The organism is Oricola thermophila, from assembly GCF_013358405.1.
GTDB classification, from domain to species: domain Bacteria; phylum Pseudomonadota; class Alphaproteobacteria; order Rhizobiales; family Rhizobiaceae; genus Oricola; species Oricola thermophila.
The window spans coordinates 3203329-3223789 of record NZ_CP054836.1 but is presented as its reverse complement, the minus strand read 5'-3'; the positions used below and the strand labels follow the sequence as shown (position 1 = coordinate 3223789).

The 20461-nt window shown below is 65.9% G+C and carries 20 protein-coding genes; 10 read left to right on the top strand and 10 right to left on the bottom strand.

Going from position 1 to position 20461, the window contains the following annotated elements:
• Nucleotides 1-3: 3 nt before the first annotated feature.
• Complete coding sequence (locus tag HTY61_RS19630) at nucleotides 4-138, bottom strand: hypothetical protein (RefSeq protein WP_281367560.1); 135 nt, start codon at nucleotides 136-138, stop codon at nucleotides 4-6.
• Between the two features lie 233 nt (nucleotides 139-371).
• Here HTY61_RS19630 and HTY61_RS15485 point away from each other — a divergent pair, with 233 nt between their 5' ends.
• The 3 genes from HTY61_RS15485 to HTY61_RS15475 all read left to right on the top strand — a co-directional run bounded on the left by HTY61_RS15485 (nucleotide 372) and on the right by HTY61_RS15475 (nucleotide 4060).
• Nucleotides 372-1958 carry a peptide chain release factor 3 gene (locus HTY61_RS15485; protein WP_175277646.1) on the top strand — a complete coding sequence of 529 codons (1587 nt, stop codon included), beginning with the start codon at nucleotides 372-374 and terminating at the stop codon, nucleotides 1956-1958.
• 170 nt (nucleotides 1959-2128) lie between these two features.
• On the top strand, nucleotides 2129-2782 hold the full coding sequence (locus tag HTY61_RS15480; protein ID WP_175277645.1) for a peroxiredoxin: 654 nt from the start codon (nucleotides 2129-2131) through the stop codon (nucleotides 2780-2782).
• Between the two features lie 93 nt (nucleotides 2783-2875).
• On the top strand, nucleotides 2876-4060 hold the full coding sequence (locus HTY61_RS15475) for a BaiN/RdsA family NAD(P)/FAD-dependent oxidoreductase (protein WP_175277644.1): 1185 nt from the start codon (nucleotides 2876-2878) through the stop codon (nucleotides 4058-4060).
• A gap of 7 nt (nucleotides 4061-4067) precedes the next feature.
• Here the strand turns inward: HTY61_RS15475 and HTY61_RS15470 are convergent, their stop codons facing one another.
• From HTY61_RS15470 to ubiE, 5 genes are all read right to left on the bottom strand, one after another.
• On the bottom strand, nucleotides 4068-4664 hold the full coding sequence (locus tag HTY61_RS15470) for a hypothetical protein (RefSeq protein ID WP_175277643.1): 597 nt from the start codon (nucleotides 4662-4664) through the stop codon (nucleotides 4068-4070).
• Nucleotides 4665-4789: 125 nt separating this feature from the next.
• Entirely contained in the window at nucleotides 4790-5707 is a 918-nt protein-coding gene (locus HTY61_RS15465) for a pirin family protein (RefSeq protein ID WP_175277642.1), read from the bottom strand.
• Nucleotides 5708-5759: 52 nt separating this feature from the next.
• Complete coding sequence (gene coaBC / locus HTY61_RS15460; protein WP_246272825.1) at nucleotides 5760-7283, bottom strand: bifunctional phosphopantothenoylcysteine decarboxylase/phosphopantothenate--cysteine ligase CoaBC; 1524 nt, start codon at nucleotides 7281-7283, stop codon at nucleotides 5760-5762.
• A gap of 58 nt (nucleotides 7284-7341) precedes the next feature.
• Nucleotides 7342-8919, bottom strand: a complete 1578-nt coding sequence (gene ubiB / locus HTY61_RS15455; RefSeq protein ID WP_175277641.1) for a 2-polyprenylphenol 6-hydroxylase — start codon at nucleotides 8917-8919, stop codon at nucleotides 7342-7344.
• A 10-nt stretch (nucleotides 8920-8929) separates the two neighbouring features.
• Nucleotides 8930-9712 (bottom strand): bifunctional demethylmenaquinone methyltransferase/2-methoxy-6-polyprenyl-1,4-benzoquinol methylase UbiE, encoded by a 783-nt coding sequence (gene ubiE, locus HTY61_RS15450; protein ID WP_175277640.1) that lies wholly within the window; start codon nucleotides 9710-9712, stop codon nucleotides 8930-8932.
• A 125-nt stretch (nucleotides 9713-9837) separates the two neighbouring features.
• Between ubiE and HTY61_RS15445 the strand changes: the two genes are divergently transcribed.
• The 3 genes from HTY61_RS15445 (at nucleotide 9838) to HTY61_RS15435 (ending at nucleotide 12199) form a co-directional block, all read left to right on the top strand.
• Nucleotides 9838-10800 (top strand): adenosine deaminase, encoded by a 963-nt coding sequence (locus tag HTY61_RS15445; RefSeq protein ID WP_175277639.1) that lies wholly within the window; start codon nucleotides 9838-9840, stop codon nucleotides 10798-10800.
• A 102-nt stretch (nucleotides 10801-10902) separates the two neighbouring features.
• Complete coding sequence (gene upp / locus HTY61_RS15440; RefSeq protein WP_175277638.1) at nucleotides 10903-11532, top strand: uracil phosphoribosyltransferase; 630 nt, start codon at nucleotides 10903-10905, stop codon at nucleotides 11530-11532.
• 118 nt (nucleotides 11533-11650) lie between these two features.
• Nucleotides 11651-12199, top strand: a complete 549-nt coding sequence (locus tag HTY61_RS15435) for a retropepsin-like aspartic protease family protein (RefSeq protein WP_175277637.1) — start codon at nucleotides 11651-11653, stop codon at nucleotides 12197-12199.
• Nucleotides 12200-12211: 12 nt separating this feature from the next.
• On the opposite strand, the gene deoA is transcribed toward HTY61_RS15435, so the two are convergent.
• The 3 genes from deoA to cdd all read right to left on the bottom strand — a co-directional run bounded on the left by deoA (nucleotide 12212) and on the right by cdd (nucleotide 14877).
• A complete protein-coding gene (gene deoA, locus HTY61_RS15430; protein WP_175277636.1) occupies nucleotides 12212-13525 on the bottom strand; it encodes a thymidine phosphorylase in 1314 nt (437 codons plus the stop codon).
• Nucleotides 13526-13684: 159 nt separating this feature from the next.
• On the bottom strand, nucleotides 13685-14479 hold the full coding sequence (locus HTY61_RS15425) for a purine-nucleoside phosphorylase (RefSeq protein ID WP_175277635.1): 795 nt from the start codon (nucleotides 14477-14479) through the stop codon (nucleotides 13685-13687).
• Nucleotides 14476-14877: a cytidine deaminase gene (gene cdd, locus HTY61_RS15420; RefSeq protein WP_175277634.1), complete on the bottom strand. Its 402-nt coding sequence runs from the start codon at nucleotides 14875-14877 to the stop codon at nucleotides 14476-14478. Before cdd ends, HTY61_RS15425 begins: the two co-directional genes overlap by 4 nt.
• A gap of 178 nt (nucleotides 14878-15055) precedes the next feature.
• Here cdd and HTY61_RS15415 point away from each other — a divergent pair, with 178 nt between their 5' ends.
• From HTY61_RS15415 to HTY61_RS15405, 3 genes are all read left to right on the top strand, one after another.
• The gene (locus tag HTY61_RS15415) at nucleotides 15056-15268 is read left to right on the top strand and encodes a SlyX family protein (protein WP_175277633.1); all 213 of its coding nucleotides are present in this window, start codon (nucleotides 15056-15058) and stop codon (nucleotides 15266-15268) included.
• A 17-nt stretch (nucleotides 15269-15285) separates the two neighbouring features.
• Entirely contained in the window at nucleotides 15286-17079 is a 1794-nt protein-coding gene (locus HTY61_RS15410; RefSeq protein WP_246272824.1) for an SLC13 family permease, read from the top strand.
• Nucleotides 17080-17550: 471 nt separating this feature from the next.
• On the top strand, nucleotides 17551-18261 hold the full coding sequence (locus tag HTY61_RS15405; protein WP_175277632.1) for a response regulator transcription factor: 711 nt from the start codon (nucleotides 17551-17553) through the stop codon (nucleotides 18259-18261).
• Between the two features lie 12 nt (nucleotides 18262-18273).
• Here the strand turns inward: HTY61_RS15405 and HTY61_RS15400 are convergent, their stop codons facing one another.
• Nucleotides 18274-19845 (bottom strand): hypothetical protein, encoded by a 1572-nt coding sequence (locus HTY61_RS15400; RefSeq protein ID WP_175277631.1) that lies wholly within the window; start codon nucleotides 19843-19845, stop codon nucleotides 18274-18276.
• A 320-nt stretch (nucleotides 19846-20165) separates the two neighbouring features.
• Between HTY61_RS15400 and HTY61_RS15395 the strand changes: the two genes are divergently transcribed.
• A complete protein-coding gene (locus HTY61_RS15395) occupies nucleotides 20166-20441 on the top strand; it encodes a hypothetical protein (RefSeq protein ID WP_175277630.1) in 276 nt (91 codons plus the stop codon).
• Nucleotides 20442-20461 lie beyond the last annotated feature (20 nt).

Below are 20461 nucleotides of genomic sequence, written 5' to 3'. Positions count from 1 at the left end.
TGTTCATCCCTTCGAGTCGGTGAAACCAGGCATCCACGGTGTTTCGGTACGGTCGGTGAACACGGCGAAACGCCCGGTTTGGAACGCCATTGCTTCCATCCGGTTGTCGCCGGGATCGAAATGGATGGTCGGTTCCACGGAGGCTCCATTCTGCACTCGGGTTCGGTGGGTGGCAGCGCTCGCGTCCGGCGAGTCGCAAGCAACCCGCCTTCGCCGCTAGCACGAAAAACAGTTGATATCAACATATCTGCAATTCACGATCTCGAGCCGGGATTTGTCCGGCCCCGCCGCTACCGCCGTTGCCCTGCCTTGTCGTTGACTTGCGGCGCGCACCCTGCCACACACCGCGCAATTCTTGAGGACCGACACGCATGAAAAGCGCATTGCAGACGGAAGTCGCGCGCCGGCGCACTTTCGCGATCATCGCCCACCCGGACGCGGGCAAGACGACACTGACCGAAAAGCTGCTGCTGTTCGGCGGCGCGATCCAGCTCGCCGGCGAGGTCAAGGCGAAGAAGGACCGCATCCAGACGCGTTCCGACTGGATGAAGATCGAGCGGGAGCGCGGCATTTCGGTCGTCACCTCGGTGATGACCTTCGAGTATGACGGCAAGGTCTTCAACATTCTCGACACGCCCGGTCACGAGGACTTCGCAGACGATACCTATCGAACGCTCACCGCCGTCGATGCCGCGGTCATGGTCATCGACGCTGCCAAGGGCATCGAGCCGCGCACGCTGAAGCTGTTCGAGGTCTGCCGCATGCGCGACATTCCGATCATCACCTTCGTCAACAAGATGGACCGCGAGTCCCGCGATCCCTTCGAGATCCTTGACGAGGTGGAGGAGAAGCTGGCGCTGGACACCGCGCCGGTGACATGGCCGGTCGGCCGCTCGAAAACCTTCTGCGGCGCCTATCACCTGGCGAACAACGCCTTCCGCGGCAGCGATTCCCAGGTCGAGGCGACGCCCGTCAACGGTCCGCAGGCGGTCGCCGGACATCTGCCGGAGAACGAGCGGGAAACCTTCATCGACGAGCTGGAACTGGCGCGCGAGGCCTGCCGGCCCTTCGACCGGCAGTCCTTTCTCGAGGGCCACCTGACCCCGGTCTTCTTCGGTTCGGCGCTGCGCAATTTCGGCGTGCGCGATCTCATCAACGCGCTGGGCGATTTCGCGCCGCCGCCGCGCGACCAGCAGGCGGATTCGCGCACGGTCCATGCCGACGAGGAAAGGATGACGGCGTTCGTCTTCAAGATCCAGGCCAACATGGACCCGAACCACCGCGACCGCATCGCCTTCGCGCGCATCTGCTCCGGCAAGCTCCAGCGGGGCATGAAGGCGAGGCTCTCGCGCACCGGCAAGCAGCTCGGCCTGACCGCGCCGCAATTCTTTTTCGCCTCGCAGCGCCAGATCGCCGACACCGCCTATGCCGGCGATGTCGTCGGCATTCCCAACCACGGTACCCTGCGTATCGGCGACACGCTGACCGAGGGCGAGCCGCTGGTGTTTCACGGCGTGCCGAACTTTGCGCCCGAGATCCTGCGTCGCGTCCGTCTGGGCGATGCCATGAAGGCCAAGAAGCTCAAGGAAGCCCTTCAGCAGATGGCTGAGGAGGGCGTCGTACAGCTATTCGTTCCCGAGGACGGCTCGCCGGCCATTGTCGGTGTCGTCGGCGCGCTGCAGCTTGACGTGCTGAAGGAGCGGCTGAAGCAGGAATACGGCCTGCCTGTCGATTTCGAGGCTGCCCGCTTCAATGTCTGCCGCTGGATCGAGCACGAGGATCGGGCCCAGCTCGAGGCCTTCATGGTTAAGCATCGCGCCGCGATTGCCCGCGATCTGGACGGCGACCCCGTGTTTCTTGCCGAGAACGCCTTCTCCCTGAACTACGAGGCGGAGCGCGCGCCCGGCATGGTGTTCAACGAGATAAAGGACTACCAGGTTCGTGCCCGGGCTGCATGAGGCCGGTGCCGGCTGCCGGTCTTGCGATTCCGCAAAGGTGCAGCGGTGAAGTGACGCGGGCGGAAAATGGATTTCCCCTTTGACGCTCGTCCGCGCGATACTATGTCATGCCTGTTACGAGAAATCGCGATAGAACCCGTCCAGTTGCGAACTGCAAAGGAGCTAGAAACATGGGCTTGCGCATCAACGACACCGTCCCGGATTTCACCGCCGAAACCAGTGAGGGCAAGATCAGCTTTCACGACTGGATCGGCGATTCCTGGGCCATCCTCTTTTCGCACCCGAAGGACTTCACGCCCGTCTGCACCACCGAATTCGGTGCGGTCGCACGTCTCGATGACGAGTGGACCAAGCGCGGCGTCAAGGTGATCGGCGTTTCGGTCGACGGCGTCGAGGACCACAAGAAGTGGAAGGACGATATCGCGACCTATGCCGGTCTTCCGGCCAAGTTCCCGATCATTGCCGACACGGATCTCGCGGTTTCCAAGGCCTTCGACATGCTGCCCGCGGAATACTACCTGCCGGGCAACCCGACGCCGGCCGACAGCCAGACGGTCCGGTCCGTTTTCATCATCGGCCCCGACAAGAAGCTGAAGCTGTCGATGACCTACCCGATGAATGTCGGCCGCAACTTCGCCGAGGTGTTGCGCGCCGTCGACGCGCTGCAGACGGCAGCGAAGCACACGGTTGCGACGCCGGCGGACTGGACGGTCGGCGAGCCGATCATCATCCCGACCTCGGTCGATGACGAGGCGGCGAAGGAGAAGTTCGGCGATTTCGAGAAGGTCTTCCCCTATCTGCGCAAGGCAAAGCTCCCGGCCTGAGGCTGAGGGAAAAGCGCGCGAAAACCGGCGGTCATCCGCCGGTTTTTCGTTTGGCCATCTGACATGCATGCCGGATCGCATTGGACCCGAACGATGAAATCCCGCAATTTCGATGTCGTCGTTCTTGGAGCCGGTGCCGCCGGCCTGTTCTGTGCGGCAGAAGCCGGGCGGCGTGGCCGCCGCGTCCTGGTTGTCGATCATGCCCGCGCGCCGGGCGAGAAGATCCGCATTTCAGGCGGCGGGCGCTGCAACTTCACCAACATCCACGCCTCGCCGGGCAATTTCCTCTCGGCCAATCCACATTTCTGCATTTCCGCGCTCAAGCGATTCACCGCCGCCGATTTCGTTGCCCGGGTCGATGCGCGCGGCATTGCCTGGCACGAGAAGAAGCTTGGCCAGCTGTTCTGCGACGGCCCCGCGACGCAGATCGTGGCGATGCTCACCGACGATCTTGCCGGAACCGGCGGAACCCTCGAACTCGCGACATCCGTCGAGGACGTCGCGCGGCGGCCGGACGGCTTCGATATCCGCCTGTCATCGGGCCCGGTCGCCTGCTCGTCGCTGGTGATCGCGACGGGCGGCAAGTCGATTCCCAGGATGGGGGCCACCGGCTTTGCCTACCGGGTGGCCGAACAGTTCGGTCTTGCCGTCACCGAAACCAGGCCCGGCCTCGTGCCGCTGACCTTCGAGCCGAATCTGCGCGAGCGGATTGCGCCGCTGGCCGGCGTGAGCGCGGACGCCCGCGTGTCGGGCGGCGACACCGCCTTCGACGAGGCGCTGCTGTTCACCCATCGCGGCCTGTCCGGCCCTGCGATCCTGCAGGTCTCCAGCTACTGGCGAGAGGGCGATGCGATCGCAGTCGACCTCGCACCCGGCATCGACATCTTCGCCGAGCTGCGCGCGGCACGCCGGTCATCCGGCAGGCAGGAGGCGCAGACGGTTCTCTCGCGGTATCTGCCCAGGGCGCTGGCGCAGTTCGTCGTCGCGGAGGCCGGCATGGCGGGGCCGGTCGCGGAAAGGAACGATGCCGCTCTCCGGCGGCTGGCCGAACTTGTGCACGACTGGCAGGTCAAGCCGGCCGGATCGGAAGGCTATCGCACCGCCGAGGTGACGCTTGGCGGCGTCGATACGGCCGGGTTGGACCAGAAGACGATGGAAGCGAAATCCGTTCCCGGCCTGCACTTCATCGGCGAGGCGGTGGATGTCACCGGCTGGCTCGGTGGCTACAATTTCCAGTGGGCATGGTCGTCCGGCTGGGCGGCGGGCCAGGCGGTCTAGGCTGCCGTTATGCATTCCAGTCCTTGCGCAGGTCCGCGAGGCCGGACCGGTAGGCTTCGGCGTCCCCGAAGTCGAAGAACCGGTGCGCGTGGTCGTGCGGCCCGGCATTGCGCCGCGCATGCTTGATCGGGCACCAGAACTGCTCCGTGCGACCGGCCACCTCGCGCACGAATGAGATGACGCCGTTGGCATAGCCGCAATAGACGCAGTTCAGCTTCTCGAGGCCGTTCAGATAGGCCAGGTGATGGCGGTCCACCACCACGTGGTCGCCGCGTCGCACCAGCGGGATCCCGTAGATCCGGAAGCAGACATGCTGGTAGATCGTCACCGACAGGTCGAGAAATGCCAGCGGCACGATCAGCCCGTAGATGATCGGCGCCGAAAGCACATAGCCGAGCCGAGCGCGCGAAACATATTTCAGCAATCCGACGCGGTAGCGGCGCTGCAGCGCGCGCATGTCACGCTCGAAGCGTACCTTTCCCCGGTGCAGGGTGTAGCGGAAGCGTTCGCGCTGTTCGGCGAGTTGCGCCTCCATCTCCGCCTCGATTTCCTTCCGGGTGTTCGACATGCGTCTTTGCAGGTCGTCGAGAACGGGGTGGGTCATCGTCTATGCCTGTCGATGTGCGACGCCGTGTCTCCGGCGCGCTTCCGGAGGAACCGTAGCTGCCGGCAGCCCGACAGTCGATGCAGGATTTCCGGTGCGCGACGATTTGCGCGCCGGAGGATCGCTCAGGAGGTGGCGGATTCGCGGATGAAGGTGCCGCTGCGCAGTTCGCGGAACGCCTGTTCCAGTTCCTCGCGCGTGTTCATCACGATCGGCCCGTGCCAGGCGACCGGCTCCCGGATCGGCGCCCCGGAAACGAGCAGGAAGCGCACGCCTTCCTCTCCGGCCTGCACCACGATCTCGTCTCCGGTGTCGAACACCACGAGCGTGCGGTTCCCGCTCATATCTCGGACATGGACCTCCTCGCCCGCCACCTCCTTTTCCACCAGCACGCCGAACGGTTTCGAGGCGTCGCGGAAGGAGGCCGAGCCCTGGAAGATGTAGGCAAAGGCCTGCCGGTAGGTGTCGACCGGCAGCACCTTGCGCTTGCCCGGCGGCACCCACACGTCGAGATATTGCGGGTCTGCCGCGATGCCGTCCACGGGGCCCTTCTTGCCCCAGAATTCGCCGACGACCACGCGCACCCGCGTTCCGTCGTCGTCGATGATTTCCGGAATGTCGGCGGCGCCGATGTCCTGGTAGCGCGGCGTTGTCATCTTCAGGTCGCGCGGCAGGTTCGCCCACAGCTGGAAGCCGTGCATGCGGCCCTTTTCGTCGCCCTTCGGCATTTCCTGGTGCATGATGCCGGAGCCGGCCGTCATCCACTGCACGGAGCCGGGACCGAGCGTACCGGCATTGCCCAGGCTGTCGGCGTGGTCGACCGAGCCTTCCAGCACATAGGTGATCGTTTCGATTCCGCGATGCGGATGCCACGGAAACCCGGCCTGGTAGTCCTCGGGCCGGTCGTTGCGGAAATCGTCCATCATCAGGAACGGGTCGGTCATCGACGGGTCGCCGAAGCCGAAGACGCGATGCAGCTTCACCCCCGCGCCTTCCAGCGTCGGCTGCGTGCCGGAAATATGCTTGACGGGTCTGATCGACATGGCGTGTCTCCTTTGCCGCATAGATAGGGCGGGCAGGTGAAAGTCCACAATTTCACCTGCCGGAGACGGATTGTTCAGCGGCGGGAAACGGTCGGCCGAGCCGTTCCGCCACGAGTCCCGCCAGTCGTTCGGCCACCTGGTCCTTGCTCATTTCCGGCCATTCCTCCGCGCCGTCGGGCGAGAGCAGCGTGATGCGGTTGCGGTCGCCGCCCATCACGCCCGTGCCGCCGATGCCGGAGTCCGGTGACACGTCGTTGGCGACGATATAGTCCGCGCCCTTGCGCCGGAGCTTCGCCCTTCCGTTCTCGACCAGTCTTTCAGTTTCCGCGGCGAAGCCGATCACGAGGCCGGGCCGAAGGCTTTCATGCCGGCCGATCCCCGCGAGGATGTCCGGGTTCTCGGTCAGCGGCAGCGACGACGGCCCCTTGCCGCCTTCCTTCTTCATCTTCTCGTCCGCTTCGGTCGCCGCCCGCCAGTCGGCCACCGCTGCCGCAAAGATCGCGGCATCCGCCGGCAGCAGGCCTTCCACCGCCGCCTTCATCTGCCGTGCGGTCTCGACATGCGTAACCGAGACGCCGGCCGGGTCCGGAATCGCCACCGGCCCCGAGACGAGCCGCACGTCGGCGCCAAGCCGCGCCAGCGCGGCGGCTATGGCATGTCCCTGCTTGCCGGATGACCGGTTGGCGATATAGCGCACAGGGTCGATCGGCTCGTGCGTCGGGCCGGAGGTGACGACGATCCGCTTGCCGGCCAGCGGCTTCGGCGCGGTGTCGAGAATCCGTTCGGCTGCCGCCACGATCTCCAGCGGTTCCGCCATTCGCCCCTCGCCGGCCTCGCCCGCCTCTGCCATCTCCCCGCGGTTCGGTCCGACGAGGTGGATGCCGTCGCTCTCCAGCGTTTTCCGGTTTCGCTGCGTCGCCGGGTGGTTCCACATGTGCGGGTTCATGGCGGGCGCGATCAACACCGGGCTTCCTGCCGCCAGCAGGATCGTCGAGGCCAGGTCGTTGGCCAGCCCTGTGGCCATCTTTGCCATCAGGTCCGCCGTTGCCGGTGCAACGACGATCAGATCGCTCTCCCGCGCCAGGCGGATATGGCCGACATCCTGCTCGTCCTCGCGGTCGAACAGCTCCGTGAACACCCTGTCGGCCGCCAGTGCGCCGACCGAAAGCGGCGTCACGAACTCGCATGCCGCTTTCGTCATCACCGGCCGCACGGACGCGCCGCGCTCGCGCAGCCTTCGGATCAGGTCGAGGCACTTGTAGGCGGCGATGCCGCCGCCGATGATCAGGAGAATGCGTCTGCCCCCCACCGGGCTGTCACCGGGTGCGGCGGGCTCCGTCGCCGGCTCGCCGGCGGCACGCGCCGTGCCGCCCGATTGCAGCGCGATCAGTTGCTGCGGCGTCGCGCCGATCGCTACGGCAACCTTTTCGATCATGTCGGCACGGATCGTCTGCTTCTTGCCGACAATCAGGTCACGAAGGTAGGACCGTTCCAACCCGGCTTCGACAGCAGCGGTTATCGGGCGCTTGTTCAGCGCTTGAAGCTGACTTTCGACGAATTTTCCGATTTCTGACATGGGAACGCTCCAACAAAGTTGGAGTGATCCAATCACATCGCGCGATTTCCGTAAAGCCTCAGCCGACCTGCCAGGCGATCCACAGCGCGGCGAGCGCGATCACCCACAGCGCCACCCGGCCGGAGCGCGATTCGCGGGCCTCCGCCTTTCCGATGGCCGCCACCGTTTCCGGCGCCAGCTTCATGCCGCTTTCCGCCATTTCCTCGATTTCCAGCGACAGCCTTTCCGTGCGGTCGGCCAGGTCCGGCAGCGCACGGGCAAGCCGTCCGAGCGATTCGAGGCCCGTTTTCGCATCCGTCAGCATGGCGGCCGGTCCGAGGTTGCGGGCGATCCATTCGCCGACCACCGGTTCGGCCGCCTTCCACATGTTGAAGCGCGGATTGAGCGCCCGCGCGTTGCCTTCCACCACCACCATGGTCTTCTGCAGCAGCAGCAGTTCGGGGCGCGTCTGCATGTCGAAAATGTCGGTCACCTCGAACAGCAGTGTCAGCAGGTTGGCCATGGAGATCGTTTCTGCGGGCTGGCCATGGATGGGCTCGCCGATGGCGCGGATCGCCTGTTCGAACGCTCCCATGTCCTGGTGTGCCGGGACATAGCCGGCCTCGAAATGCACCCGTGCCACGCGCCTGAAGTCGCGGGTGATGAAGCCGTAGAGGATCTCGGCGAGGAACCGGCGTTCCTTCAGGCCGATCCGCCCGGCGATGCCCAGATCGACGGCGACGATGTCGCCCTTCGCGTCGACGAAGAGGTTGCCCGGGTGCATGTCGGCATGGAAGAAGCCGTCGCGCATCGCATGCCGCAGGAAGTTCTGGACCACCGCATCGGCGAGCGCGTCGAGATCGTGCCCGGCCGCGCGCAGCGCCTCGATTTCCGACAGCTTGATGCCGTCGACCCATTCCAGCGTCAGCACGTCGCGGCCGGTGCGCTGCCAGTCAACCTTCGGCACCCGGAAACCGGGGTCGTTCTCCGTGTTCTGGCGCAGCTCGGACAGCGCGGCGGCTTCCAGCCGCAGGTCCATCTCGATCTTGGTCGTCTGGGCCAGCGTCTCCGCCACCGCGACCGGGCGCAGCCGTCGCGACGCGGGGACGTGATTCTCCTGCAGCTGGGCGAACAGGTGGAAGGCCTGCAGGTCGCGCGCGAATCGCTGCCGCACCCCGGGGCGGATCACCTTGATGGCGACCTTGCGCAGCGTGCCGTCGTCGTCGCGCACGGTTGCCGGGTGCACCTGCGCGATCGAAGCGGCTGCCACCGGCTCGTCGATCTCCTCGAACAGCTCGGAAGCGGGCCGGCCGAGCGAGTCCTCGATGCGCCTGACGGCTTCCGCCTTCGGGAAGCTTTCCATCCGGTCTTGCAGGTGGGCGAGATCGAGCGCGAGGTCGAGGCCGATCACGTCAGGCCGCGTGGCGAGGAACTGCCCGAGCTTGGCATATGACGGGCCGAGCCGGGCGATCGCCCTTGTCATGCGTTCGGCATTGTCGAGCGTTCTGCTGCGCCGCCGTGCCAGCGCCGAGGCGATGCGGTGCCCGGTCGCGGCCATGCCGGTGAGGCCGCCGGACGGCAGGCCGGCGATCACGCCCTCGCGTGCAAGTACCCAGCCGGCGCGCATCAGCCGCAATGTGGCCATGACTTTGTTCATGGGGGCGGCCCTAGAGTTTCCAGCCGGAATGCAGCGCGACGATTCCGCCGGTATAGTTGGTATAGGTCACGCGCGAGAACCCGGCCTGCCGGATCAGCGCAGCGAAATTTTCCTGGTTCGGGAACTTGCGTATGGACTCGACCAGGTAGCGATATGGCTCGCCGTCCCCGGTCACGATCTGGCCGATCTGCGGGATCGCGTTGAACGACCACTTCTCGTAAAGCGTTTCGAGAAGCGGCATGTCTACCTCGGAGAACTCCAGGCACAGGAAACGCCCGCCGCGCTTGAGCACGCGATGCGCCTCGCCGAGCGCTTTCGGGATGTCCGGCACGTTCCGGATTCCGAAGGCGATCGTGTAGGCATCGAATGAACCGTCCTCGAACGGAAGTTCCTCGGCATTGGCCTCGACGAATGTGAGCCTGTCGGCGAGCCCGCGCTTTTCCGCCCGGTCGCGGCCGACTTCCAGCATCGATCCGTTGATGTCGAGCACGGTGACGTCGGCATTGCCGCGCGAAGCCTCCACGATGCGGAAGGCGATGTCACCGGTGCCGCCGGCGACGTCGAGCGAGCGCCAGCTTCCGCTCTTGGGCGGATTGAGGGCGGTGATCATCGCGTCCTTCCAGACCCGGTGCATCCCGCCGGACATCAGGTCGTTCATGATGTCGTAGCGTCGTGCGACCTTGTGGAACACGTCGTTGACGCGGGTCTGTTTCTCGCCCTCGCCCACATCGGCGAAGCCGAAGGATGTCTTCATCGCGGTCGCGCTGCTGACGGTGGTTCTGGTCTGCGACATGGGTCGGGTCCGTTTCCGTGACGTCTCTGGTTTCGGATAGGTAGCCTATGCAGGCAAACGGGGCCATTGCGCAAGCCGCGCCATCATGTCACGGAGGTCGCCGTTTGCTGAGGGAGACGTGATTCATGGTCGTCAAGGCGGAAATCCATTGTCATATCGAGGGTGCCGCGAGCCCGGCGCTGGTCGAGGCGCAGGCGAAGAAGTATGGCGTAGATGTCTCCGCCATCATTCGGGACGGCAGCTATGTCTGGTCGGATTTCACCTCCTTTCTGCGCTGCTACGACGTCGCGTCGATGCTGTTTCGCACCGAGGAGGACTACGCCCTGCTCGCCGAGACCTACCTGTCCGAACTGGCCGCCCAGGGGACGATCTATTCGGAATTCTTCATTTCCACCGACCATGCCGTGAATGCGGGTCTCACGCCCGCCGCCTACATCTCGGGTCTCGCCGAGGGAATGCGCCGCGCCCGCGAGGGGACCGGGATCGAGTCGCGCATGATCGCGACCGGCCTGCGCCACGAGGGCCCGGAGGGCGTCGAGCGCGCGGCGCGCTACATCGCCGCCAATCCGCACCCGCTGGTTACCGGTTTCGGCATGGCGGGCGACGAGCGCATGCACGAGCCGAGGGATTTCGCGAAGGCCTTCGACATTGCCCGCGACGCCGGTCTTGCCATCACCGTCCATGCCGGCGAACTGGTTGGCGCCGAGAGCGTGCGCGAAGCGCTGGACCACCTGGTGCCGGCGCGCATCGGCCACGGCGTGCGCGCCATCGAGGATCCGGCACTGGTCGAAAGGCTGGCGGCAGAGGGAATCGTCCTGGAGGTCTGCCCCGGCTCCAACATCGCCCTGTCGGTCTATCCATCCTATGCGGAACATCCCCTTCCCCGGCTCCGCGCGGCCGGGGTCAAGGTCACGCTTTCCTCCGACGATCCGCCCTTCTTTCACACCTCCCTGGCGCAGGAGTACGAGACGGCGCGCACGCACTTCGGCATGGACGACGCGGCATTGCTCGAAATGACGCGGAATTCCGTCGAGGCCGCCTTTGTCGACGATGCGACGCGCGCCGCGCTGCTTGCCCGCCTCGGTTGATGCCTTCCGCCTTTGGATAGCGGGCGATTTGCGTCCGCTTGTGGGTTTTCCCCGTTGCCCTGCGCCGCTAGTGTGCCGGGAAATTTCCCAGCGAGGCATCCCATGAAAAGCGTGACCGTCGTCAACCACCCGCTCGTCCAGCACAAGCTTACCTTCATGCGCAAGAAGGACACGTCGACCGCGGGCTTCCGCCGCCTGCTGCGCGAGATATCGTTGCTGCTCTGCTACGAGGTCACGCGCGAGCTGCCGATGACCAACGAGACGATCGAGACGCCGCTCGCCGAGATGCAGTCGCCGGTCCTCGAGGGCAAGAAGCTGGTCTTCGCATCCGTCCTGCGCGCCGGCAACGGCCTGCTCGAGGGCATGCTCGATCTCGTGCCCTCCGCCCGCGTCGCCCATATCGGCCTCTATCGCGACCATGAGACGCTGGAACCGGTCGAGTACTATTTCAAGGCACCGGAGGACCTGTCGGATCGTCTCGTCATCGTCGTCGATCCGATGCTCGCCACGGCCAATTCCGCCATTGCCGCCGTCCAGAAGCTGAAGGAGCGCGGCGCGAGGAACCTGCGCTTCGTATGCCTGCTGGCCGCGCCCGAGGGCATCGAGAAGTTCACGACCGCCCATCCCGACGTGCCGGTCGTCACGGCGGCCATCGACGAGAGGCTCAACGACAAGGGCTATATCGTCCCCGGTCTCGGCGATGCCGGCGACCGCATGTACGGCACCAAGTAGCGATCCGGCATTCGGGAAGTCCCGTTGACCCTTCGTTAACCGACGAATCAGGTTCCCGCCCGCCTTAAGCGTCCGGTGATTCCTGCCCGCGATCCTTTCGCCCGGAAAGGATCGCCCAATGCTGCGCTACGTCGTCATTGCCGTCATGATGTCGATTTCCGCGCTCGGCGCGGTCCGGCTTCTGCATGACAAGCCGGCCATTGTCGAAACCGCGGCAACGGTCGTCCGCGATTCCGCGGAGGCTCGCCGGGCCAGGGAAACTGCCGCGAATTCCCGGCATCCGGTTCGCGTCTATTCCGGCACCGAGCGCCTGCGCGCCGACCGCCTCGGCCATTACGTGGCCGATTTCAGCTTCAACTCACGGCGCGTGAGGGGCGTTGTCGATACCGGTGCCACGTTGATCGCGATGAACGAGAGCGAGGCGCGCCGCGCCGGCATATTCGTGCGGCCGAACGAGTTCATCTATCCCGTCAACACGGCGAACGGGCGCGTCAATGCCGCGCGCGTGGTGATCGACGAGGTGCGTCTCGGCACCATCCGGGTGCGCAATGTCGAGGCCATGGTGCTGGAGGACGATGCGCTCGACACTGTCCTCATCGGCATGAGTTTCCTCAACCGCCTGCGCCATTTCGAGTTTTCCAACGGCGTGCTGGAGTTGAAGCTCTAGCGGCCGGTTTCGCTAGCCGGCGATCCGCTCGGCGACCGGGTCGCGCGGTTCCGGCTCATTCCCGCCCAGCCTGTAGGCGTCCAGCACGGCTGCCTTCGCGGCCTTCAGCGCTGTCTCGTCGCGGGCGTGGACCATGGCGATCGGCTCGCCCCTTTCCAGCTTCGCCCCGACCGGCTTCAGCCCGGTGATGCCGACGGCGTGGTCGATTTCGTCCTCGCGCCGGCGCCGCCCGCCGCCGAGTTCCACCACCGCGACGCCGATCGCGCGCGTGTCGATGGCTTGCACATGCCCGGCTTCGGGTGCCTCGACCGCCGCGATCAGGGGCGCCGTTTCCAGATGGTCCCCGTATTTCTCGACGAAATCCGCGGGGCCGCCGAGCACCCGGACCATGTGCCCGAAGGTCTCGGCCGCCCGTCCGCTCGTCAGCGCATCGCGGGCCTGTTCCAGCGCCTTCGCCCGGTCCGTCTCGACGCCGGACACGACGATCATTTCCGCGGCGAGCGCAAGCGTCACCTCTTCCAGCCGCGGATCCCGGTGCGCCCCGGTCAGGAATTCCACAGCGTTCCTCACCTCCACGGCGTTTCCGGCTGCGGATGCCAGCGGTTCGTTCATGTCTGTCATCAGCGCCGTGGTCTTCGTGCCGGCGCCGTTGGCGACCTCGACCAGCGTTTTCGCCAGTTTCCTCGCATCCTCGAAATTCGCCATGAAGGCGCCGTTGCCGAACTTCACGTCGAGGACGAGCGAACCGAGTCCGGCGGCGAGCTTCTTCGACAGGATCGAGGCGGTGATCAGCTCGATGCTTTCCACCGTGGCCGTCACGTCGCGCACCCCGTAGAAGCGCTTGTCGGCGGGCGCGAGGTCCGCCGTCTGGCCGATGATGGCGCAGCCGGCGTCCTTGACCGTCTTGCGGAACAGCTCGTTGTCGGGCTGCGTCGTGTAGCCGGGAATGGAATCCATCTTGTCGAGCGTGCCGCCGGTATGGCCCAGTCCGCGCCCGGAGATCATCGGCACGGCAAGGCCGCAGGCCGCGGCGATCGGCGCCAGCATGAGCGAGACATTGTCGCCGACGCCGCCGGTGGAATGCTTGTCGCAGATCGGCCGGTCGATTCCCGTCCAGTCGAGAACGTCGCCGGAATCGCGCATGGCGAGCGTCAGCGCCACGGTCTCGTCGCCGTCCAGCCCGTTGAAGAACACGGCCATTGCCATGGCCGAGATCTGCGCGTCGGTCACCGAGCCGTCGGTAATGCCGGCGACGAAGGCCTGGATGGTCTCGGGCGAAAGCCGGCCTCCGTCACGCTTGATGCGAATGATTTCCTGCGGCAGCACGGTTCATTATCCTCCGTCCGTTGTCTTTGGCCCGCTTCCCGTCGGCGCGGCCAGCCTGTTCTTCATGGGGCCCGGTGCACCGATGTGCGGGCGATTCCGGCCCCCCGGCACGCTTGTTCGGACGTCCGGGCTGGTCGGGTCCGTCGGGCCGGGTATCCGTCACATGTCCGCGATGACCCGGGTCAGGATTGCCTGCAGCTTCTTGCCGCCGATCGGTGCCACGTCCTTGGTTTCGGTGTGCGAAAGCTCGGCGCCGGTCATGCCGGCCCCGTAATTAGTGATGACGGAGCATGCGGCGCATGACATGCCGAGGAAACGGGCGATGATCACTTCCGGCACGGTCGACATGCCGACCGCGTCGGCGCCCAGCGTCCGCGCCATGCGGATTTCCGCCGGCGTCTCGAAGGACGGGCCGGAAAACCACATGTAGACGCCGCGGTCGATCGCGATGCCCTCGGCTTCCGCCGCCCTTTCGATCGTTGCCCGCATGTCGGCGTCATAGGCGCTGGTCATGCCGACGAAGCGCCGGTCGCTTTCCTCGCCGATCAGCGGATTGGTCCCGGAGAAATTGATGTGGTCCTCGATCACCATGACGGAGCCGGGCGCGAGATCCTCGCGCAGGGAGCCTGCGGCGTTGGTGAGGATCAGCTTCTCGATGCCGATGCCCTGCAATACCTCGAGCGCGGGGCGCATCGCGGCCGCGTCGCCCTTCTCGTAGTAGTGGACGCGCCCGGACAGCAGCAGCACCGGCTTGTCGCCTATCGTGCCGGCAACAACCTCCCCGGCATGGCCGCTGACGCCGCTTTGCGGAAAGCCCTCGATGTTCTCGTAGGGAATGCGCACGGCGTTCCCGACGGCATCCACCAGTCCTCCGAGTCCTGATCCCAGCACGAGGGCGATGCGCGGCACCAGTCCGTTCAGCGCTTCGGCGATCGTGTCGGCAGCGGTCTTCATTTCGACAGTACCTCGGTCTTGAATCCGAGCGGCAGGAGCTCGGCCATGGTGATCGTTTTGGTGATGCCGTTCCGGTCGGTCAGGTGAACGCGGGCATCGGCTTCCGCGAATTCCGCCAGCCTTTGCCGGCAGCCGCCGCAGGGCGTGCATTCGTCGAGCCGTTCGGCGGTGACGCAGATGTCGGTTATGCGTCCGCCGCCGCCCATCACGTAGTGGGAGAGCGCGGTCGTCTCGGCGCACCAGCCCTCCGGAAACGATATCACCTCGATATTCGCGCCGGAGAATATCCGGCCGTCCTCGGTAAGGATCGAAGCCCCCACGGGAAAGCGCGAATAGGGGGAATGACTCTTCTTCATGGCCTCGCGCGCTGCCGCGAACAGCCTGTCCAACTCGTTCATGAATACGCGTCTCCGGACTGCCATCGGATTCGACAAGGCGCAGAAACTAGCATGGCTTTTCCTTTTCGCCAGTCGCGAATTGGAATTCGTGCCCCGGATGCGTCATTGCGCGCAAATCTGCTCCCTTTTCGGCTCGGTTCCGGGCAGCTAGAATGCGGTAGACCGCAGGGAGACCGCCATGGCAAAGAATGATACCGATCGTCTGGACGAGCTGGAAATCATCGTTGCCCACCAGGCGAGAACCGTCGAGGATCTGAACGAGGCGGTCATTCGGCAGGACCGGGAGATCCGGCGCCTCGAAAAGCTCGTCGAGGCGTTGGTCGAGCGGTTCCAGGCGGTCGAGGAGCAGGTCTCGCCTGATGTTCCCGTGACCAAGCCGCCGCACTGGTAACCGGGGAAACCGCGTTCGTGCTTCACATCTTCGATTTCGGTTATATCGCTCCGGCACTTGTCGCGCTGGTGATCGTGGCCATGCTGGCTGCCTTCGTGACGGAATGGCGCCAGCCGGAGGTCACCGCCGGTCTTGCCGTTGCCGTTCTCCTCGTTGCCGGCATCCTCGATATCTCCGACGTGCTCGGCGTGTTGTCGTCGCCCGCACCGGCGACGATTGGTGCCATGTTCGTTCTCTCCGCCGCGCTCATTCGCACAGGAGCGGTGGAGTTTTTCGCCCGCTTCGTCACCGGGCATGCCCGCACTTCCCCGCTCGTTGCCTATGTGGCGTTCCTTGCCGCGGTCGCTGCCGCGTCCGCCGTCATGAACAACACCCCCCTCGTGATGCTGATGATTCCGGTCGCCACCTCGATGGCGCGCGAGATGGGCGAATCGCCGTCGCGCATCCTGATCCCCCTGTCCTATGCGGCGATTCTTGGCGGTACCTGCACCCTGATCGGCACCTCGACCAACCTGCTGGTTGACGGCGTGGCCCGCGATGTCGGCCTGGAGCCGTTTCACATCCTCGAAATCGCGCCCGTGGGCATCGTGCTGACCGTTGCCGGCATAGCGGCGATGGTCTTCGGCCGCCGCCTGCTTCCCGATCGCGAGACGGCGACCAGCGTTTCTGCCCTGGCATCCGGCCGGAAGTTCATCGTGCAGGCCGTGATCGACCATGATTCGCCCTATGTCGGCATGCCGGTGCGCGAGGTTTCCGTCTTCAACAGGCCCGATCGCCGTCTCGTCGACGTGATCCGTGCCAACGCCTCGCTGCGCCGCGAGCTCGATTCGACCATTCTCGAGCCGGGCGACATCGTCGTCCTGCGCACGCCGGTCGCGGAGATACTGTCGATGAAGGAGGAGGGGGAGGTGACGCTCGGGGCGGCCAGCCGCCTGCAGCAGACGGCGGCCCGCTCCTCCGAGGTGGTCGAAGTGCTCATCGGTCCGGGCGCGCGCGTTCTCGGCCGCACGCTGCGCCACCTGCGCCTGTGGCGCCGCTACGGGGTCTATCCGATGGCGCTGCATCGCGGCGGCATGAACATGGCGGACCGCTTCGAGACCACGCCGCTGTCCGTCGGCGACACGCTGCTGGTGGAGGGCGCGCCGGAGGATCTCGCCCGCTTCGCCGAGGAGAACAATCTCGTCAATGTCGCCCAGCCCACCGAGCGCGGTTTCCGGCGGTCCAAGGCGCCGCTGGCGATCGTAGTCACCGGCTCGGTCGTTGTCGGTGCCGCGCTCGGTCTCATGCCGATCGCCGCGCTGGCCCTGATCGGTGCCGTGATCGTCCTGGCGACGCGCTGCGTCGAGGTGGAGGAAGCGGTGCAGTCGGTCGACTGGCGCATTCTCGGCCTGATCTTCGCCATGCTGTCGGTCGGCGTGGCGATGGAAAAGACGGAACTGGTCGATATCGTTGTCGGCTTCATCAAGCCGATGCTTATGGACCTGCCGCCGCTTGTCGCCCTTGCCGCTGTCTACGTCCTCGCGACGGTCCTGACGGAGATCGTCACCAACAACGCCGTTGCCGTGATCGTCACGCCGGTTGCCGTCGCGCTGGCGCAGTCGCTGGGCCTCGATCCGCGGCCCTTCGTGATTGCGGTGATGATCGCCGCCTCGGCCAGCTTCATGACGCCGATCGGCTACCAGACCAACACGCTGGTCTACAATGCGGGCGGGTACCGCTTCGCGGACTTCCTGCGCCTGGGTTTCATCCTCGACCTGACGTCCTTCATCGTCGCGATGGCCGTCATTCCGCGAATCTGGCCGCTGGCCTGAAGTGGCCCCGGCGGATACGAAAATCCCGGGTCTTCTTTCGAAGCCCGGGATTTTCGGTTGCCGATCGGCCCGTCCAACCGAATCGATGGGGTAGGAGGTTCTTCCGGCGCCGTGCCGTCCGGCGATTTGCCCGCCATGAACCCCCGAAATCTTGTAATGGTCATTTCACTAGACCAATTGCATTCGGCGCGAAAGTGGCCCGGTGGCGTATTCGCGTCACTGTGGCGGTTTCGCCACAACGGCAAGGCCCTTGCCGCCCGGAGCCCTTGCCGTGCGGCATTTGCGGCTTGGCTGTCGCCGCCGCCACGCGCCGTTCCGGTTTCCCGGCGCGGCATTATGCCGGGGAAGGACCAAATCGGTCTCCGCTTTATCCGTTGCTTCGGTCGATACCCGGGTCGCTAACGTCGTAACTCGGCGCACGTCCGGCGATTCGCGCATGACGCCGGGACGAATCTTCTGGAGGTATCCTGGATGAGCATGCAGGCGGTTGAGGCTATCGGCGCGGCCCGCACCGGCTATGACATTTTCAAGGCGCTCAAGCTCTGCCTTCCCGGCTTTCGCCTGCCGTATTTCGGCATTTTCGTTGCGTCCGACAGCGCGCGCGCGGACATACTGAACCGTGTCGCGCTCACCAACTGGGACAGCGAGGTGGTCCATCGCTGCCTCGAGAACGATTCGGGCAGCTGGCCGTTTGTGCCGCCATGCGTCGGCTCGGTCCTGCCGCACAGCATCGTCCTCCGCGAGAAGCCGGGGGAAGGCGCGGGGTCCGGTCCGGGCGATCTGGCCGGCTTTCTTCGTTCGAGCGGCCACGAGGCGTTCGTCTTTGTGCCGACCCGGAGCAGCACCGGCCGCAGGGGTGGGGTGTCCTTTTCCGGCGCGCGCGAGCTGGTGGAGAGCGACGAGGTGATGGCGCTGGATTTCATCGCCCGCCATGCCTTCGAGCGGCTCATGTCCATCATGTCCGGGCCGGGTGATCGCGAGAATCCGCTGAGCGCGCGCGAACTCGAATGCCTGGGGGCGGCCGCCCGCGGGTACAGTTCGCTGGAGACAGCCGACCGGATCGGGATCACGGCCTACACGGTCAACTATCACCTGTCCAACGCGGTCAGGAAGCTGGATGCACGGACGAAGACCCAGGCCGTGGCAGAGGCGATTCGGAGCGGCTGGCTCGACCGCTGGTAAGGCCGGGCCCTGTCAGAACTCGCCGAACATGCCGGCCCGCGCGCCGGGCACGCCGTCGGCGGTGACGGCGATCGCGCCGGAAATGCCGAGCGGGAGCGCCGTGTCCAGCCGGTGCGCCACTGCGAAGCCGGATGCCACCTCGCCCTCGTAGACCGAGATATTGGCTGCCCAGCTTGTCCGTCCGGGCTCGGACGGCATCGGCGCGTTCGCCATGGCCATGGCGGCCGCGATCCCGCGCCGCGAGCTCGTCCTCACGTCGTCGATCTTCCGGTTCAATGCGTCGAGATCCGTTTCGCTCATGCCGGACAGTTCGCTGATGAGCGAGTCGAGCGGCACGCTCGCCAGGTTTCCGCTGGAATCCGTCGTCACCACTTCAACCGGCCCCGATTGCGCAGCGCGGCTCGCGGTCGAGCCGAGACCCGGCATGTTGTAGGTCGTCGTCGCCGTGCCGAGGACCATCTGGTTGGCCCGCGTCGTCGTGGCTCCCGCGCCGATGGCGGTCGCGCCGGCATGGGCCGCCGTGGCGCCGTTGCCGACGGCCGTCGACCCGGTCCCCGACGCGCCGGAGCCGGTCCCCAGTGCAACCGAATCGTCGCCCGAGGCGCTCGCGCCGTAGCCGACGCCGAGAGAATCGTCGCCCGTCGCGGTGGCGGCGGGCAGGGCGCCGGTATTGTTGGCCGCGATGATGCCGGAGGATGAATCGATGGCCGTGTCGAGCGCGGCGAGCGCGCTTCCGACATCGCCGTAGCTGGTGCCGCGGATCGTATAGTCCGGCCCGGTGAACAGGCCGGTCGTGGCATCGAAGCCCGCGCCGCCGCCGAGGGCGCCGGCGATGTCGTCGCCGACGGCGCGCAATTGGCGCACATTGACGGCGTCGGTGTCGGCGGTTCCGCCGGCGACATTGGTGATCTGGCGTTCCGCGCCGGCGCTTCCGACCGAGACGGCACCGGCGGTGGAGCCGACCGCCGTGCCGCTGAAATCCTCGCTCGCGCCGTTCATGCCCGTGCGGTCCGCGAGCGAATCCGCGCCGAGCGCGACGCCCGAGGCCGCGGTCGCCGTCGCGTCCCGGCCGATTGCCACGCCGTCGGTTGCGGTAACCGAGCCGCGCAGCCCGAGCGCGATCGCGCTGGCCGCCGCCGGGTCGGTCGATGCGCCGTTGCCGACCGCGATCGAGTCGACCTCGCCGGCGCTGGCGGCCGTGTTCGACGTGCCGCCCAGCCCGCTGACTGTGCCGCCGCCGAGAGCGATCCCGGCATCCTGGTCGATGACGATGCTGTCCGCGGCGAGGTTGCAGTCATCGGCCGGAGCGACGAGGTTGCCGTCCTCGTCCAGCACGGTGAGGCCGATGTTCCGGCCGCTGAGCGTGTCGACGATCTCGGTGTTCACGTCGCCGATGATCGCGTTCAGCACGGGGTCGAGAAGGCCGGCGAGCAGCCCCGACGCGGCATTGGTTATCTGCTGGACGACCGGCAGGTCGACGCTCAGCCCGGTGCAGACGTCGACAAGTGCCTGCGCATTTGCCGGTTTCGGGAGGGCGACTGAACTTGCAAGGAGGACCAGCGTGGCGATGGAATGTCTTTTCATGGAGCCCGCGTTCCTTTTGGATGTGGGCGCAAGTAGAGCATGTTGTTAACTATCATGGCGGAAAGCGGGGGTTGCTTCCGGGCGCTGTCACAATTGACTGTGCGTTTTGCCAGTGTGCGCGGCAATCGTCTGTTAACCATCGTCGTACCCTGGCGATTCCCTGTCGATTTCGGAAGGCCGCCGTGGAACATTCGCGGCGGCACGGAACTGTGCAAGCGAGGGAGAGGATGTTGCCGATACGGGTTCGGACGGTCTTGGGATTTCTTCTAGCGGTTGCGTGCCTGGGTGCCTGCAGCACCGATTCGACGGAAAGGCAGAAGATGCCGTCCGAGCGGGAGATCCGCAGGGTGCGCGTCGTGGATGAGGCACCCGCCCGCGTCGGGCGTTTCTCGAATCTCTCGGCCACGATCTGTCGCAATGGCCCGCTCGGCGTGCCGAGTCGCGAGGCGGCGCTCAGGCTGTTGAAGGCGCGTGCCTACATGAACGGGTTCCTGGCGTTGCACAGCGTCGAGGTCGGCCCGGTGAAAGGCTCCCTGGCCCGGAGCTGTCCGGGCGGGGTGCAGGCCAAGGGTGTCGGCTTTTCCGCCGCGAAATAGCGGTAGCATCGGCGGCCGAC